Raw genomic sequence first — 15845 nt, 5'->3', positions numbered from 1 at the left:
CGGCTCTGACATAGGCGTGTCGCCATGGCAAAACTCGAACCCCGCGGCCGCAAGGTCAAGATTCTCGCCACGCTCGGCCCTGCGTCGCGCAACCCGGAAATGCTCCGGCGGTTGCTGCGCGCCGGCGCGGACGCGTTTCGCGTCAACTTGAGTCACGGCGACCACGAAACCCATGCCGAGACCATCAGGGCGGTTCGCGCGCTGGAGAAGGAAACGGGTCGCCCGATCGCCATTCTTTGCGATCTGCAGGGCCCCAAACTGCGCGTGGGCACTTTCCGCGACGGCGAGGCGCGCATTGCCCACGGCGCGAAGTTCACGCTCGACCGCAGGGATGAGCCTGGCGACGAGAAACGGGTCTTCCTGCCTCATCCCGAGCTGTTCGAAGTGCTCGAGGAAGGCCAGCGCCTGCTGATCAACGACGGCAAGATCCGCCTGCGCGTGCGCAAGGCCGGGACGGACAGGATCGAGTGCGTGGCCGAAGTCGGCGGGATCATCTCCGACCGCAAGGGCGTCAACGTGCCCGATGCCGAAGTTCCGATCCCGGCGATGACCGAGAAGGACCGCAAGGACCTTGCCTTCGCCATGAGCCAGGGCGCCGACTGGATCGGCCTGAGCTTCGTTCAGCGCCCCGAAGACATTGCCGAGGCGCGGCGGCTGATGGGCGGATACGGCGCGCTGTGCGCCAAGATCGAAAAACCGCAGGCGATCAAGCGGCTCGACGAAATCATCGAGCTTTCCGACGGCGTGATGGTCGCGCGCGGCGACCTCGGGGTGGAACTCAATCCCGAAGAAGTTCCGCCGCTGCAGAAGAAGATCGTCAACGAGACCCGGCTAACCGGCAAGCCGGTCATAGTAGCGACGCAGATGCTCGAATCGATGATCGACAGCCCGGCTCCGACGCGGGCCGAAGTCTCCGACGTCGCCAACGCAGTTTACGACGGGGCTGACGTCGTCATGCTCTCGGCCGAGACCGCTGCTGGCCAGTGGCCGGAAGAAGCGGTGCTGATGATGGACTCGATTGCCAAGCAGGTCGAGAAAGACGAATCCTACAAGGAAAGGGTGCATTTCCTCGACACGCCGTCGGATGCGACGACCGCCGACGCGCTGAGCCATGCCTGCCTGACCATCGCCGACACCGTGGCGATCAACACCATCATCGTGTTCACCTCGAGCGGCTCGAGCGCACGCCGCGTGGCGCGCGAGCGGCCGGCGGTACCGGTCATGGTCTTGACTCCTTCGGTCGCGACCGCCCGCCGGGTGGCGTTGCTGTGGGGCGCCCATGCCGTGACCACCAAGGACATCGGCAGCTTCGAGGAGATGATCGCCAAGGGCAAGCGCATGGCGCTACGCCACGGGTTCGGCGAGGCCGGCTCGAAGGCGGTGGTGATGGCCGGCGTCCCGTTCGGCGTTCCCGGCGCGACCAACCTGCTCCACGTCGTCACCATCGCCGGCGACGAGCTCAAGAAGCACAAGGGCGACTAGCCTGCGGCGGCGCCGAGCCGCCTGCGCGCCTCGGTCTCGCCTATCAAGGGCAGAAGCGCGGCCATGTCCGGCCCGGACGCCCGTCCGGTGAGCGCCAGGCGGAGCGGCAGAAACAGCCCCTTGCCCTTGCGCCCGGTCGCCTGCTTGAGGGCGCCGGTCAGGCCGTGCCATGGGTCGTCGCTCCAGCGCAGCATCGCGGCAGCATCGGCGAGATAGGCGCGGTCCTCGGCGGAAAGGTCCGGGACCTCGACGGGCCCGGTGACGACCTGCCACCAGTCGGCGGCTTCGGCGACGTGCGTCAGGTTCGGGCGGATCGCTTCCCAGCCGGCGCGGTCCATTCCGGCGGGCAGACGCGGTGCCACATGGCCGAAGTCGAACTGGTGGACGATCGCAGCATTGAGCCGTTCGAGTTCGGCATCGTCGAACCGCGCCGGGGCCCGGCCGAAGGTGCCGAGATCGAAGCTCTCGACCAGCACCTCACGCGCAGCGATGGGTTCGACCGGGAGCGCCGTGCCGATGCGCGCCAGCAGGGCGACCAGCGCCTCGGGCTCGATCCCCTGTTCGCGAAAGGCGTCGCAGCCGAGCGCGCCCAGCCGTTTCGACAGCTTGCCTTCGCTGCCGGTCAGCAGCGCTTCGTGCGCGAACCGCGGAGGCGCAGCATCGAGTGCGGTAAACATCTGTATTTGCAGCGCAGTATTCGAAACATGGTCTTCACCGCGCAGCACGTCGGTGACCCCCATCTCGATGTCGTCGACCGCACTCGGCAGCATGTAGAGCCACGACCCGTCGCCGCGGCGCACGACCGGGTCGCTGAGTTGCGCCGGGTCGAAATGCTGCGGACCCCGAATGCCGTCATGCCACGCGATCGGCTCGTCGTGGTCGAGTTTGAAGCGCCAGTGCGGCTGTTCGCCGGCGGCCTCCCTTGCGGCACGCTCGGCATCGCTCATCCGCAGCGCGGCGCGGTCGTAAATCGGCGGCAACCCCCGCCCGAGCAGGACCTTGCGTCTGAGTTCCAGTTCCTGCTGGGTTTCGAAGCAGGGATAGACCCGGCCCGCCGCTTGCAACGCCTCGAACGCCGCCTCGTACTGCGCCAGCCGCTGCGACTGTCGCTCTTCGCCATCCGGTTCGATCCCCAGCCAGGCGAGGTCCTCGCGGATCGCCACGACGTGCTCCTCGCGGCTGCGTTCTGCATCGGTGTCGTCGATCCGCAAAAGGAAGCGTCCACCAGCCTGCTTGGCGAGCAGCCAGTTGTGCAGCGCAGTGCGGATGTTTCCGACATGGAGCCGCCCGGTGGGCGACGGGGCGAAACGGGTGACGACGGTCATGACGCCGCTCCTAGCGGGAGGGGCGCGCTATTGCGAGAACAGTGTCAGGCTGCGCAGGCCGCCGGTGAGCTCGATGCCGTTCTGCGGCGTCCGCTCCGCCTTCTTGGCGGCGTCGATGGCGCTGATCATCTGGACCACGTAGACCGGCAACTCCTCGTCGCAGGGTTTGGCATCGGGGCCGCCGGGGGGCGAGCGCTCGGTCTCGATCTTGCCCTTCTCGAGCGTGTAGCTCCACCCGATCTGGCGGCAGTTGGCGAAATCGATGCGCTCCGGCGTGACGCTAAGCGCGATGCCGTAGTCCGCGTCGAGCGGCTGACCGTCGATCCCGGCCACGCGATACTCTCCGACGAGCGAGTCGAGCGGCACCGCGGCCGGGGTTGCAGTGGCGGTGCTCGCCGTAGGCCGGGGCGACGGCGCGCTGCTATCGCAACCCGCCAGGGCGAGCGCGGCGACGATCGGAACCAAGCGATACATGCACGCATCGTACGCCCAAAAGGCGCGTCAGACCAGTTCGTTCATCGCCGCCGGATCGAAGTCGGCCAATTCGTCCTCGCGTCCGTCGCGGACCTTCTCGGCCCATAGCGGGTCGGACAGCAGCGCCCGGCCGACCGCGATGAGGTCGAATTCGCCGCGTTCCATGCGTGCGACGAGGCCATCGAGGCTTTCGCGCGCCGCGCCCTTGCCGCGAAACGAGCCGAGAAACTCGCCCGAAAGGCCCACCGACCCGACGCTGATCGTCGGCACTCCGGTCATTTTCTTGGCCCAGCCGGCGAAGTTGAGGCCCTGCTCTCCGTCGAGCTCGGGGAATTCGGGCTCCCAGAACCGGCGCTGCGAGCAGTGCAGGATGTCCACCCCGGCGCTGACCAGCGGGCTAAGCCACGCTTCGAGCTCGTCGGGCGTGGTCGCCAGGCGCGCGTCGTAGTCCTGCTGCTTCCACTGGCTGACGCGCATGAGGATCGGGTAATCGGGACCGACCGCGGCGCGCAACGCCTTGACCAGCTCGACCGCGAAGCGGCTGCGCTCGGCGATCGTCGCCCCGCCCCACCTGTCGGTCCGCTGGTTGGAGCCGGACCAGAAGAACTGGTCGATCAGGTAGCCATGCGCGCCGTGAATCTCGACGGTGTCGAAGCCGAGCCGTTTTGCATCGGCCGCGGCAGCCGCGAAGGCGGCGATCGTATCGGCGATCGCTTCCTCGCTCATCGGCTCGCCCACGCTCTCACCCGGCTTGTTGAGGCCCGAGGGCGTATCGAGCGGCCCGCGTTCGAAGCTGGGATCGGCGGTGGTGCCGCCGGTATGCCAGATCTGCGGGCCCATCTTGCCGCCGGCGGCGTGCACCGCCTCGATCACCTGGCGCCATCCCCCGAGTGGCTCTTCGGAATGGAAGAACGGAACGTTCGGCAGGTTGCGCGACGAGGGCCGCTTGACCACCGTGCCCTCCGACAGGATCAACCCGACGCCGTGCGCCGCGCGGCGTTCATAGTAGGCGGCGTTTTGCGGGCCCGGTACGCCGCCAGGCGACATGTTGCGCGTCATCGGGGCCATCACGATGCGGTTGGGCAGCGACAGCTTGGCGCTCTCGAACGGCTGGAACAGGACGCTGGTATCGCTCATCGGGAACTCCGTTTCTTTTCGCCACCTATGAATGGGGTGCCGAAGGGTTCCCCTCAAGCACTCTTGCCGGAGGGCAAGGAATTCTTCGCTGGCCCGCTCGGTGACGCCGGCGCTAGGGTTCGAGCGTCGCGTCAAGGTCCGGCGGTCCCCCCGACCAGTCCCACGTCACGTCGGGCTCCAGGCCCTCGACCTGGTTGATCCCCTCGAAGGTGTAGCGCGAGCAGTTGGGCATCATGACATGGCCGTCGATGGCGCGGAACTGGTACGCGCGGCCGCCATCCATGTAGCCGCAACCCGCCCCGAACGTGCGCTCACCAAGGAGCCGCGTCACCCCGCTGCCGCGCAGCCAGTAGGCGAAGTCTTCGGCGGCCGATGCGGTCCGGTTCCCGACCAAGACCACGACCGGACCGGCCCACGCAGCCTTGCCGGCGAGGCGGTCGATCCCACCCGGCGGCGACAGATTGCTGCACACGCTCTCGCCGCGCCACACGCCCGACCGGTCGCAATGCTCCACGATCAGCCGGGGCGTCGGCCGGGTCAGCTCGCGGTCGGAAAACAGGCCGGCAGCGTCTTCGCTCCACTCGCTGCCGCCGCCGTTTCCCGTGAGGTCGATCGCCAGCGTCTCCGCGCCGGCCCCGCGCAGCGCCGCGGCGAGGCGGCTCAGTTCCGCCTGAAGGGCTTCGCGCGTCGCAAGCTGGGTCTCGCGCGGCGTACGGGCGGGCTGCCAACTGGCCCTGCATGCCGCGAGATAGGCAGTTTCGTCGAACGAATGAATCCGGATCACGCCGCTACGGCCGCTCGTTCCGGCGGTGAAGTAGGGCGAGGCAACGCGCTGCCAGCCCGGCAGGTCGGCTGGGTCGAAAGCGCCCAGCCTCGGGGCATCCTCGTAGCCGAGCGCGTCGCAATCCTGAGAACGCAGTTCCCCGATCGCTTCCAGCGCGTCTGCCTCCGCCGCCTCCGCGGCGGCATTGCGCAAGGCGGCCTCCGGGGCCGGGCCCTGGGCACCGCGCAGGTGATTGTCGCCGAAGGCCTCGGTGAAAGCGGATATCGCCGCGACCGCCTGCTTCACCGAGGTCGCTGCTTGGAGCCGCTCGGTGGTCGCGCGATCGAGCGCAGGGAGGTCGAGATGGCGCCGAGCCACGATCCAGTCGAGGTTGGCATAGCCGCGCGCAATGGCTTCCTTCAGGCCGGCATAGTCGCGCAGCCAGGCCTCGCGATCGAAAGCCGCCTCCGCCGCTTGAGGGGAAGCGGCCGCCGGCACGATGGGAGCGAGCGTCGCGGCCATGCCGATCACTACGTGTGTTATCTTCATAACACAGTAAATAGATTGCCCCGCAGGGCCGTCAAGACGCCAAAAGAAAGGCCCCGCCGGATCGCTCCGGCGGGGCCTTTTCCTGTTTGATGCGCGGCGCTCAGTCTTCGTCGCTCGGGGCAGCGTTGCCGCCCATCGCGGCACGCATGGCATCTTCGCTCGGCGCTTCGTCGACCTGGTCTTCCAGCGTCTCGTCGCTGTCCATCAGGTATTCGCCGGCGTCGGCATCGGTGCCGTGGGTTTCCCCCTCGACCGCAGCCAGCACATCATCGCCAAGATCGTCGGCCGGATCGCGCAGGGCTTCCGCCTTACGCTCTTCTTCCGCGGTGTTGGCGGCGATGAGGGCTTCCTGCGCCTTCTTCCACGATGCGCGAAGTGCGGCGTCGCGGCTGGAGGCGGTGACGCGCATCCGGTTCATGCCCGCGCCGGTACCGGCGGGGATGAGACGGCCGACGATCACGTTTTCCTTGAGCCCGATCAGCGTGTCCTTCTTTCCTTCGACCGCCGCCTGCGTCAGCACGCGGGTGGTTTCCTGGAACGAAGCAGCCGAAATGAAGCTGCGGGTCTGCAGGCTCGCCTTGGTGATGCCGAGGAGGATCGGCTTGCCTTCGGCGGGCTTCTTGCCCTTGCCCAGCTTCGCGTTCGCCTCGTTCATCTCCTCGAGGTCGACCTGCTCGCCCGGCAGCAGCACCGTGTCGCCGCCCTCGGTGATCTCGACCTTCTGCAACATCTGGCGAACGATCACCTCGATGTGCTTGTCGTTGATCTTCACGCCCTGGAGCCGGTAGACTTCCTGGATCTCGTTGACGAGGTACTCTGCGAGCGCTTCGATCCCGAGAACTTCGAGGATGTCGTGGGGGTTGGGCGAGCCCGAAATCAGGGTGTCGCCCTTCTTCACGAAGTCGCCTTCCTGGACGTCGATCACCTTGGTCTTGGGCACCAGGTACTCGACCGGATCGCCCTCTTCCGGGACGATCGCGATCTTGCGCTTGGCCTTGTAGTCACGGACGAATTCGATCCGCCCGCTGATCTTGGCGATGATCGCCAGGTCCTTCGGCATGCGCGCCTCGAACAGCTCCGCCACCCGCGGCAGACCGCCGGTGATGTCGCGGGTCTTGGCCGCTTCGCGCGAAGCGCGGGCGAGAATGTCACCGGCTTCGACTTCCTGGCCGTCCTCGACCGAGAGGATGGTGCCCGGGGCGAGCATGTAGCGCGCCGCTTCGGTCTCTTCCGCCTTCTTGGTCTTGCCCTTGCCCTCGGCATCGGCTTCGCCGAGCAGGGTCAGGCGCGGACGCAAGTCCTCCTTCTTGGAGCGACCCGCGGCACGGTACTCGGTGACCACGCGCTGGGCGATGCCGGTGGCTTCGTCGATGCGCTCTTCCATCGTCTTGCCGTCCGCCAGATCCTGATAACGAACCACGCCAGACTGCTCGGTGATGATCGGCAGGGTGAACGGGTCCCACTCGGCCAGGCGGTCGCCTTCCTTCACCTTGGCGCCATCCTTGAACATCAGGACGGTGCCGTAGGGCACGCGATGGATCGCGCGCTCGCGGCCTTCGGCATCGATCACGGCCATCTCGCCGTTGCGGGCGAGGCTCAGCAGGCGGCCCTTCTTGTCCATGATCGTGGGCATGTCGCGGTACACGACCTTGCCGTCCGAAATGGCTTCGAGGTGGCTCGTTTCGTTGAGCTGCGCCGCACCGCCGATGTGGAAGGTCCGCATCGTCAGCTGGGTGCCGGGCTCACCGATCGACTGCGCGGCGATGACGCCGACCGCCTCGCCGATGTTGACCGGCGTACCGCGCGCAAGGTCGCGCCCGTAGCAGGTTGCGCAGACGCCCTGTTCCGCTTCGCAGACCAGCGGCGAACGGATCTTGGCGGACTGCACTTCGGCTTCCTCGAGGACCTTGACCATCGCCTCGTCGATCAGCGTACCGGCCTTGACCAGCACTTCGCCGGTCTTGACGTCGACGATGTCTTCGGCGGTGGTGCGTCCGAGCACGCGCTCGCCGAGGCTGGCGATGACCGAGCCGCCCTGGATGATGGAGCGCATCTCCATGGCATTCTTGGTCTTGCAGTCGTCCTCGACGATCACGCAGTCCTGCGACACGTCGACCAGGCGGCGGGTCAGGTAACCCGAGCTCGCCGTCTTAAGCGCCGTGTCCGCCAGGCCCTTGCGGGCGCCGTGGGTCGAGTTGAAGTACTCGAGGACGGTCAGGCCTTCCTTGAAGTTCGAGATGATCGGGGTCTCGATGATCTCGCCCGAAGGCTTGGCCATCAGGCCGCGCATGCCGGCGAGTTGCTTCATCTGCGCCGGCGAACCGCGCGCACCCGAATGGCTCATCATGTAGATCGAGTTGACCGGCGCCTCGCGCCCGTCCTCGTCCTTCGGCGTCGCCCGGATTTCGTCCATCATGGCGCTCGCCACCTGGTCGCCGCAGCGGCTCCAGGCGTCGATCACCTTGTTGTACTTTTCCTGCTGGGTGATGAACCCGTCCTGGTACTGCTGCTCATAGTCGGCAACCAGCTTCTTGGACTCCTCGATCATGCCGATCTTGGAGTCGGGGATGATCATGTCGTCCTTGCCAAAGCTGATGCCCGCGCGGCAGGCGTGGCGGAAGCCCAGCGCCATGATCGCGTCGGCGAACAGCACCGTGTCCTTCTGACCGGTATGGCGATAGACCTGGTCGATGACGTCGCCGATCTCCTTCTTGGTGAGGAGCTTGTTGATGACCGAGAACGGCACCGTGTGGCTCTTGGGCAGGCATTCGCCGATCAGCATGCGGCCCGGGGTCGTATCGACCCGCGCCATGAACTCCTTGCCGTCCTCGCCCGTCTGCGGGACGCGGGTGGTGATCTTGGAGTGCAGCGTAACCGCGCCGACCTGCAGCGCCTGGTGAACTTCCTTGATGTCGGCCAGCACCTTGCCCTCGCCCGGCTCGCCTTCGCGGTCCATCGAGAGGTAGTACAGGCCCAGCACCATGTCCTGCGAGGGCACGATGATCGGCTTGCCGTTGGCCGGAGAGAGGATGTTGTTGGTGCTCATCATCAGCACACGCGCCTCGAGCTGGGCTTCCAGCGAAAGCGGCACGTGCACGGCCATCTGGTCTCCGTCGAAGTCGGCGTTGAACGCCGAGCAGACGAGCGGGTGGAGCTGGATCGCCTTGCCCTCGATCAGCACGGGCTCGAAGGCCTGGATGCCGAGACGGTGGAGCGTCGGGGCGCGGTTGAGAAGCACCGGGTGCTCGCGGATGACTTCATCCAGGATGTCCCAGACTTCCTTGCGCTCCTTCTCGACCCACTTCTTGGCCTGCTTGAGGGTCATAGAGAGACCCTTGGCGTCGAGGCGGGCGTAGATGAACGGCTTGAACAGCTCGAGCGCCATCTTCTTGGGCAGGCCGCACTGGTGCAGCTTGAGTTCCGGACCGGTCACGATCACCGAACGACCCGAGTAGTCGACGCGCTTACCCAGAAGGTTCTGGCGGAAGCGGCCCTGCTTGCCCTTGAGCATGTCGGACAGCGACTTGAGCGGACGCTTGTTCGCACCCGTAATGACGCGGCCGCGACGGCCGTTGTCAAAGAGGGCGTCGACGGCTTCCTGCAGCATGCGCTTTTCGTTGCGCACGATGATGTCGGGCGCGCGCAGCTCCATCAGGCGCTTCAACCGGTTGTTGCGGTTGATGACGCGGCGATAGAGGTCGTTGAGGTCCGAGGTCGCGAAGCGGCCGCCGTCCAGTGGCACCAGCGGGCGCAGCTCGGGCGGGATGACCGGCACGACGTCGAGGATCATCCATTCGGGGCGGTTGCCCGAATCGATGAAGCTTTCGACCACCTTCAAACGCTTGATGATCTTCTTCGGCTTTAGCGCGGACTTGGTCGTCGCCAGCTCTTCCATCAGCGCATCGCGTTCGGCCTCGAGGTCGAGGTCCATGAGCATGATCTTGACCGCCTCGGCGCCGATCCCGGCGGTGAACGCGTCTTCGCCGTACTCGTCCTGCGCGTCGAGCAGCTCGTCTTCGGTCAGGAGCTGGAACTTCTCCATCGGGGTCAGGCCCGGCTCGGTGACGATGTAGCTCTCGAAGTAGAGCACCCGCTCGAGCTGCTTGAGCTGCATGTCGAGCAGCAGGCCAATGCGCGACGGCAGCGATTTCAGGAACCAGATGTGCGCGACCGGCGCAGCCAGCTCGATATGGCCCATGCGCTCGCGGCGGACCTTGGTCACGGTCACTTCGACGCCGCACTTTTCGCACACGACGCCCTTGTACTTCATGCGCTTGTACTTGCCGCAAAGGCACTCGTAGTCCTTCACCGGACCGAAGATGCGCGCGCAGAACAACCCGTCACGCTCGGGCTTGAACGTGCGGTAGTTGATGGTTTCCGGCTTCTTGATCTCGCCGAACGACCACGAGCGGATACGCTCGGGGCTCGCGATCCCGATCTGGATCTGGTCGAAGGTTTCCGGCTTGGCCAGCTGGTTGGTGAATTTGGTCAGTTCGTTCATTTTTTCACATTCCCTTGCGGGTGAAAATCCTGGGCGATGGAAGGGCTTGGAGCCCCTCCATTACTCCGCCGCGATCTGCAGGCCGTCGTCGTCCTCGTCCTCGCCCAGCGATGACAGTTCGACGTTGAGACCTAGGCTGCGCATTTCCTTCACGAGCACGTTGAAGCTCTCCGGGATGCCGGCCTCGAAGGTGTCGTCGCCCTTAACGATCGCCTCGTAGACCTTGGTCCGGCCGACTACGTCGTCGGACTTCACGGTGAGCATTTCCTGCAGCGTGTAGGCGGCACCATAGGCCTGGAGCGCCCAGACCTCCATTTCGCCGAAACGTTGCCCGCCGAACTGCGCCTTGCCTCCCAGCGGCTGCTGGGTGACCAGCGAGTAAGGTCCGATCGAACGCGCGTGGATCTTGTCGTCGACCAGGTGGTGCAGCTTGAGCATGTAGATATAGCCCACCGTCACCTTGCGGTCGAAGGCATCGCCGGTCCGGCCGTCATACAGCGTGACCTGGCCCGAGCTGTCGAACCCGGCTTTCTCGAGCATCGCGGTGACGTCGGCTTCCTTGGCACCGTCGAAGACCGGAGTGCCCATCGGGACGCCGTTCTTCAGGTTCTCCGCCAGTTCGACGACTTCATCGGTCGAGCGACCCTTGATCTCGTCGGCGTAGTTGTCGCCGTAGATATCGACGAGCTTGTCGACCAGCGCGCTCGGGGGCTTCGCCGCCACCGGGTCGGGGTTGGCTTCGCGCCACTTCTCAAGCTCCGCGGTGACCTGTTGGCCGAGTCCGCGCGCGGCGAGGCCGAGGTGGGTCTCGAAGATCTGCCCGACGTTCATGCGGCTGGGCACGCCCAGCGGGTTGAGCACGATATCGACCGGGGTGCCGTCCTCCATGAACGGCATGTCCTCGGCCGGCAGGATGCGGCTGATGACGCCCTTGTTGCCGTGCCGGCCGGCCATCTTGTCGCCCGGCTGCAGCTTGCGCTTCACCGCCACGAAGACCTTGACCATCTTGAGCACGCCCGGGGCCAGTTCGTCGCCGCGTTCGAGCTTTTCCTTGCGGTCCTCGAACTTCTCTTCGATCGACCGAACGGCTTCGTCGTACTGGCCTTTCACTGCTTCGAGCTGAGCCTGCATCTTGTCGTCGGCGACGGCGAACTTGAACCATTCGTACTTGTCGACGGTCTCAAGCAGCGCCTGATCGATGACAGTGCCCTTCTTGATGCCCTTGGGTGCCGCTGAGGCAGTTTGTCCGTCGAGCATCTCGGCAAGGCGGTTGTAGGTCGCGCGGTTGAGGATGTTGCGCTCGTCCTCGCTGTCCTTCTTGAGGCGTTCGATTTCCTCGTTCTGGATCGCGCGGGTACGGTCGTCGATCTCGATGCCGTGACGGTTGAACACCCGGACCTCGACGATCGTCCCGGCCACGCCGGGCGGCAGGCGAAGCGAGGTGTCGCGAACGTCGCTGGCCTTTTCGCCGAAGATCGCGCGGAGGAGCTTTTCCTCCGGCGTCATCGGGCTTTCGCCCTTCGGCGTGATCTTTCCGACGAGGATGTCGCCGGGGTGCACTTCGGCGCCGATGTAGACGATGCCCGCCTCGTCGAGGTTGCGCAGGGCTTCCTCGCCGACGTTGGGGATGTCGCGGGTGATGTCTTCGGGCCCGAGCTTGGTGTCGCGCGCCATGACTTCGAATTCCTCGATGTGGATCGAGGTGAAGACGTCGTCCTTGACGATGCGCTCGGAGATGAGAATCGAATCCTCGTAGTTGTAGCCGTTCCACGGCATGAACGCGACGAGGCTGTTGCGACCCAGCGCGAGCTCGCCGAGATCGGTCGAGGGACCGTCGGCGATGATGTCGCCCGCCTCGACCGTGTCACCAACCTTCACCAGCGGACGCTGATTGATGCAGGTGTTCTGGTTCGAGCGCTGGAACTTCTGCAGCGTGTAGATGTCCACGCCGGGATTGGTCGTGTCGACCTCGCCCGAGGCACGGATGACGATGCGGGTGGCGTCGACTTGGTCGACCACGCCCGAGCGCATGGCTCCGATCGCGGCACCCGAATCGCGCGCCACGGTCTCTTCCATGCCGGTACCGACGAACGGCGCCTCGGCCTTGACCAGCGGCACCGCCTGGCGCTGCATGTTCGAGCCCATCAGCGCGCGGTTGGCGTCGTCGTTCTCGAGGAACGGAATCAGCGAGGCGGCGACCGAGACGAGCTGCTTGGGGCTGACGTCCATCAGCGTGACGTTTTCGCGCGGGCTCATCACGAACTCGCCGTTCTGGCGCGCCGAGACGAGCTCTTCCTCGAAGGCTCCGTCCTTGGTCAGTTCGGCCGATGCCTGGGCGACTGTGTGCTTCTGCTCTTCCATCGCCGAGAGGTAGGTCACATCGCCCTTCACCTTGCCGTCGACGACGGTGCGGTAAGGGGTTTCGATAAAGCCGTACTTGTTGACCCGCGCGAAGGTGCTGAGCGAGTTGATCAGACCGATGTTCGGCCCTTCGGGCGTCTCGATCGGGCAGATACGGCCATAATGCGTCGGGTGAACGTCGCGGACTTCGAAGCCCGCACGCTCGCGGGTAAGACCGCCCGGCCCGAGCGCCGAGACGCGGCGCTTGTGAGTCACTTCCGACAGCGGGTTGGTCTGGTCCATGAACTGCGAAAGCTGCGACGAGCCGAAGAATTCGCGCACCGCGGCGACCGCGGGCTTGGCGTTGATCAGGTCGTTCGGCATCACGGTCGAGACGTCGACCGAGCTCATGCGCTCCTTTACCGCGCGCTCCATGCGCAGCAGGCCGACGCGGTACTGGTTCTCCAGCAGCTCGCCCACCGAACGCACGCGGCGGTTGCCGAGGTTGTCGATGTCGTCGACCTCGCCCTTGCCGTCCTTGAGGTCGACCAGTTCCTTGACCACCGCGAGGATGTCTTCCTTGCGCAGCGTGGTCACCGTGTCCTCGGCGTCGAGGCCGAGGCGCATGTTGAGCTTGACGCGTCCAACGGCCGAAAGGTCGTAACGCTCACCGTCGAAGAACAGGCCTTCGAACAGCGCTTCGGCGGTTTCCTTGGTCGGCGGTTCGCCCGGGCGCATGACCTTGTAGATCGCTTCGAGACCTTCGTCGCGGTTCTCGGCCTTGTCGACCTGCAGGGTGTTGCGGATCCACGGACCGGTGTTGACGTGATCGATGTCGAGCAGATCGAGCTGGTCGATGCCGGCCTGGTCGAGCTTCTCGAGGTTCTCCGGCGAGACTTCGTCGCCCGCCTCGATGTAAATGCGGCCGGTCTTGTCGTCGACCAGATCGTTGGCGGCATAGCGGCCGAAGATTTCCTCGGTCGGGATGAGCAGGGTCTTGAGCCCGTCCTTCTCGGCCTTGTTGGCCGCGCGCGGGCTGACCTTCTGGCCGGCCGGGAACACTTCCTCGCCGGTCTTGGCGTCGACCAGGGCGAACCCCGGCTTGGCGCCGCGCCACTGCTCGGCGACGAACGGGATTTCCCAGCCTTCACCCTTCTTGCCGGTGGTCCGCTTCCAGGTGATCGTGTTGTAGAAGTGCTCGAGTATCTGCTCGCTGTCGAGGCCGAGGGCGTAGAGCAGCGAAGTGACCGGCAGCTTGCGCTTGCGGTCGATGCGGACGTTGACGATGTCCTTGGCGTCGAACTCGAAATCGAGCCACGAGCCGCGATAGGGGATTACCCGCGCGGCGAAGAGGAACTTGCCCGAAGAGTGGGTCTTGCCGCGGTCGTGGTCGAACAGCACGCCCGGCGAGCGGTGCATCTGCGACACGATCACGCGTTCGGTGCCGTTGATGATGAAGGTGCCGTTCTCGGTCATGAGCGGCATGTCGCCCATGTACACGTCCTGCTCCTTGATATCGAGGACGGAGCGGGTCTCGGTCTCCTGGTCGACCTCGAACACGATCAGCCGCAGCGTGACCTTCATCGGCGCCGCATACGTGATGCCGCGCTGCCGGCATTCGGTGGTGTCGTACTTGGGATCCTCGAGCTCGTAGTGGACGAAGTCGAGCTCGGCGGTGCCGGCGAAGTCGCGGATCGGGAACACCGAGCGCAGCGTCTTTTCAAGTCCCGAGACATAGCCGGTGCTGCGGTCGGAGCGCAGGAATTGCTCGTAGCTTTCGCGCTGCACCTCGATCAGGTTCGGCATCTGCACCACTTCGTGGATGTTGCCGAAGATCTTGCGGATGCGCTTGCTCTTGCTGCCGGCCTTGCTCGGGGCCTTGGTCTTGGTCGCCATGGGTTGGGACTTGCCTCTTCGCTTCGCGCCGGCGACTCGCGCCGGCCATTGAAATTCGTGTCGGGCGGTAGGGGCCGCGAGACGCCAATGGGCCGCAGCTTGGGCACACCTTGCCGGTGGCCGGACTGCAGCCTCGTATCGAGTCTCACGGGAGGCCGGGCTTCCTTCCTGATACGCACCCCCGCGTAAGGTGCGCCTTGCTCGAAGCTTCCGGCTGAGCCGCCATATAGGTAGTAGGCGCCGCACGGTCAACTGGCACGGACATTTTGGGCCCATAGAGGGGCAGGCTCATCGAACCGCGATATGGTGCATATCGTTTTTCAATATTATTGATTGACAGTAAGACGCACCCGGATTATTGATTATCGATATCGAAGATCAAGGAGTTCGATAAATGGCCCGTCTTAGCCGCTCAGCTGCCGCTGCTATCGCAGCGCTGTTCCTCGCCGTCGGCACGATCATCCCGGTCGTCACCGTCCCCGCCGCACACGCCGCATCGGTCATCGCCATTCCGGCGGTGGCCTGAGGTATACGGGAGACCAGCCATGGCCATCACCATCCTGCGCTTCATCATCGGCTTCTTTATGGCCGTCTTTGCTATAGTCATACTGGCAGTGTGCGTCGGCGCCGCCGTCCTGCCCTTCTTCCACGCCGACATCGGCGCCCAACTCGCGGCAGACGACAGGGGCATCTCGCCGGTCCAGGCAATCCTGCTGATCGAAGGCGTGTTGCTGGGAATTGCGGTCCTCCTGGGCATGGCGGAATATTTCTTCCTGCTGCTCTGGCGCATCCTTGCCAGCGTCAAGGACGGCGATCCCTTCACCCCCGCCAACTCTATTCGCCTCTCGCGCATGGCCTGGACCGCGCTGGTCGGTGACATCCTTTCGATCGGCTTCGCCGTCTATGTCGCCTGGGCGCAGACCTACATTGCCGACGCGATCGACGGAGAGGATCTCAACTTCGACAGCGGCGGGGCCGGCATCGTCCTCATCCTCGTCCTGTTCGTCTTGGCCCGCGTGTTCCGCGAAGGGACCGAAATGCGCGCCGAGCTCGAGGGGACCGTCTGATGCCGTCCGAAACCGAAGCCGAGGAAGGAACCCGCATCGTGGTGAAGCTCGACGACCTGCTGCACGAGCGGCGCATGACCCTGACCGAACTGGCCGAGCGGGTCGGCTTGACGCTGGCCAACCTGTCGATCCTCAAGACCGGCAAGGCCAAGGCAATCCGGTTCACCACACTCGAGGCGATCTGCCGCGAACTCGATTGCCAGCCTGGCGACTTGCTCAGCTACGACGCCGGATAGTCCGGCCATCATACAGGGCCCGGAATTCTGATGGTCCAGGCCCTTTAGGCCCCCCCTCTCACATCGCGAGCTTGC

10 protein-coding genes are annotated in these 15845 nt (G+C 65.4%); 4 read left to right on the top strand and 6 right to left on the bottom strand.

Going from position 1 to position 15845, the window contains the following annotated elements:
- Nucleotides 1-24 precede the first annotated feature (24 nt).
- The gene (pyk, locus tag Q7I88_RS04915) at nucleotides 25-1482 is read left to right on the top strand and encodes a pyruvate kinase (RefSeq protein WP_305097922.1); all 1458 of its coding nucleotides are present in this window, start codon (nucleotides 25-27) and stop codon (nucleotides 1480-1482) included.
- Here pyk and gltX read toward each other — a convergent pair.
- The 6 genes from gltX to rpoB all read right to left on the bottom strand — a co-directional run bounded on the left by gltX (nucleotide 1479) and on the right by rpoB (nucleotide 14467).
- Nucleotides 1479-2807, bottom strand: a complete 1329-nt coding sequence (gene gltX, locus Q7I88_RS04910) for a glutamate--tRNA ligase (RefSeq protein WP_305097921.1) — start codon at nucleotides 2805-2807, stop codon at nucleotides 1479-1481. The two genes, pyk and gltX, sit on opposite strands and share 4 nt — an antisense overlap.
- 27 nt (nucleotides 2808-2834) lie before the next feature.
- A complete protein-coding gene (locus Q7I88_RS04905; protein ID WP_305097920.1) occupies nucleotides 2835-3281 on the bottom strand; it encodes a hypothetical protein in 447 nt (148 codons plus the stop codon).
- 27 nt (nucleotides 3282-3308) lie between these two features.
- Nucleotides 3309-4418 carry an NADH:flavin oxidoreductase gene (locus Q7I88_RS04900; protein WP_305097919.1) on the bottom strand — a complete coding sequence of 370 codons (1110 nt, stop codon included), beginning with the start codon at nucleotides 4416-4418 and terminating at the stop codon, nucleotides 3309-3311.
- A gap of 112 nt (nucleotides 4419-4530) precedes the next feature.
- Nucleotides 4531-5730 (bottom strand): S41 family peptidase, encoded by a 1200-nt coding sequence (locus Q7I88_RS04895; RefSeq protein WP_305097918.1) that lies wholly within the window; start codon nucleotides 5728-5730, stop codon nucleotides 4531-4533.
- A gap of 100 nt (nucleotides 5731-5830) precedes the next feature.
- Nucleotides 5831-10231: a DNA-directed RNA polymerase subunit beta' gene (gene rpoC, locus Q7I88_RS04890; RefSeq protein WP_305097917.1), complete on the bottom strand. Its 4401-nt coding sequence runs from the start codon at nucleotides 10229-10231 to the stop codon at nucleotides 5831-5833.
- A gap of 60 nt (nucleotides 10232-10291) precedes the next feature.
- Entirely contained in the window at nucleotides 10292-14467 is a 4176-nt protein-coding gene (rpoB, locus tag Q7I88_RS04885) for a DNA-directed RNA polymerase subunit beta (RefSeq protein WP_305097916.1), read from the bottom strand.
- 394 nt (nucleotides 14468-14861) lie between these two features.
- Between rpoB and Q7I88_RS04880 the strand changes: the two genes are divergently transcribed.
- From Q7I88_RS04880 to Q7I88_RS04870, 3 genes are read left to right on the top strand one after another with little or no spacing between them, the layout of a single operon-like run.
- Nucleotides 14862-14993, top strand: coding sequence for a hypothetical protein (locus Q7I88_RS04880; protein WP_305097915.1), 132 nt, complete (start codon nucleotides 14862-14864; stop codon nucleotides 14991-14993).
- A gap of 19 nt (nucleotides 14994-15012) precedes the next feature.
- Nucleotides 15013-15534, top strand: coding sequence for a DUF2975 domain-containing protein (locus Q7I88_RS04875; RefSeq protein WP_305097914.1), 522 nt, complete (start codon nucleotides 15013-15015; stop codon nucleotides 15532-15534).
- On the top strand, nucleotides 15534-15770 hold the full coding sequence (locus Q7I88_RS04870) for a helix-turn-helix domain-containing protein (protein ID WP_305097913.1): 237 nt from the start codon (nucleotides 15534-15536) through the stop codon (nucleotides 15768-15770). Before Q7I88_RS04875 ends, Q7I88_RS04870 begins: the two co-directional genes overlap by 1 nt.
- Nucleotides 15771-15845: the final 75 nt, after the last annotated feature.

Origin of the sequence: Croceibacterium aestuarii (genome assembly GCF_030657335.1) — a bacterium.
Taxonomy (GTDB): domain Bacteria; phylum Pseudomonadota; class Alphaproteobacteria; order Sphingomonadales; family Sphingomonadaceae; genus Croceibacterium_B; species Croceibacterium_B aestuarii.
This window is presented reverse-complemented; position numbering and strand designations above follow the sequence as displayed.

Excerpts from the sequence above, each read along its gene's own strand:
- pyk (WP_305097922.1), top strand. The coding sequence starts at position 25 with ATGGCAAAACTCGAACCCCGCGGCCGCAAGGTCAAGATTCTCGCCACG.
- gltX (WP_305097921.1), bottom strand. The coding sequence starts at position 2,807 with ATGACCGTCGTCACCCGTTTCGCCCCGTCGCCCACCGGGCGGCTCCAT.
- Q7I88_RS04905 (WP_305097920.1), bottom strand. The coding sequence starts at position 3,281 with ATGTATCGCTTGGTTCCGATCGTCGCCGCGCTCGCCCTGGCGGGTTGC.
- Q7I88_RS04900 (WP_305097919.1), bottom strand. The coding sequence starts at position 4,418 with ATGAGCGATACCAGCGTCCTGTTCCAGCCGTTCGAGAGCGCCAAGCTG.
- Q7I88_RS04895 (WP_305097918.1), bottom strand. The coding sequence starts at position 5,730 with ATGAAGATAACACACGTAGTGATCGGCATGGCCGCGACGCTCGCTCCC.
- rpoC (WP_305097917.1), bottom strand. The coding sequence starts at position 10,231 with ATGAACGAACTGACCAAATTCACCAACCAGCTGGCCAAGCCGGAAACC.
- rpoB (WP_305097916.1), bottom strand. The coding sequence starts at position 14,467 with ATGGCGACCAAGACCAAGGCCCCGAGCAAGGCCGGCAGCAAGAGCAAG.
- Q7I88_RS04880 (WP_305097915.1), top strand. The coding sequence starts at position 14,862 with ATGGCCCGTCTTAGCCGCTCAGCTGCCGCTGCTATCGCAGCGCTGTTC.
- Q7I88_RS04875 (WP_305097914.1), top strand. The coding sequence starts at position 15,013 with ATGGCCATCACCATCCTGCGCTTCATCATCGGCTTCTTTATGGCCGTC.
- Q7I88_RS04870 (WP_305097913.1), top strand. The coding sequence starts at position 15,534 with ATGCCGTCCGAAACCGAAGCCGAGGAAGGAACCCGCATCGTGGTGAAG.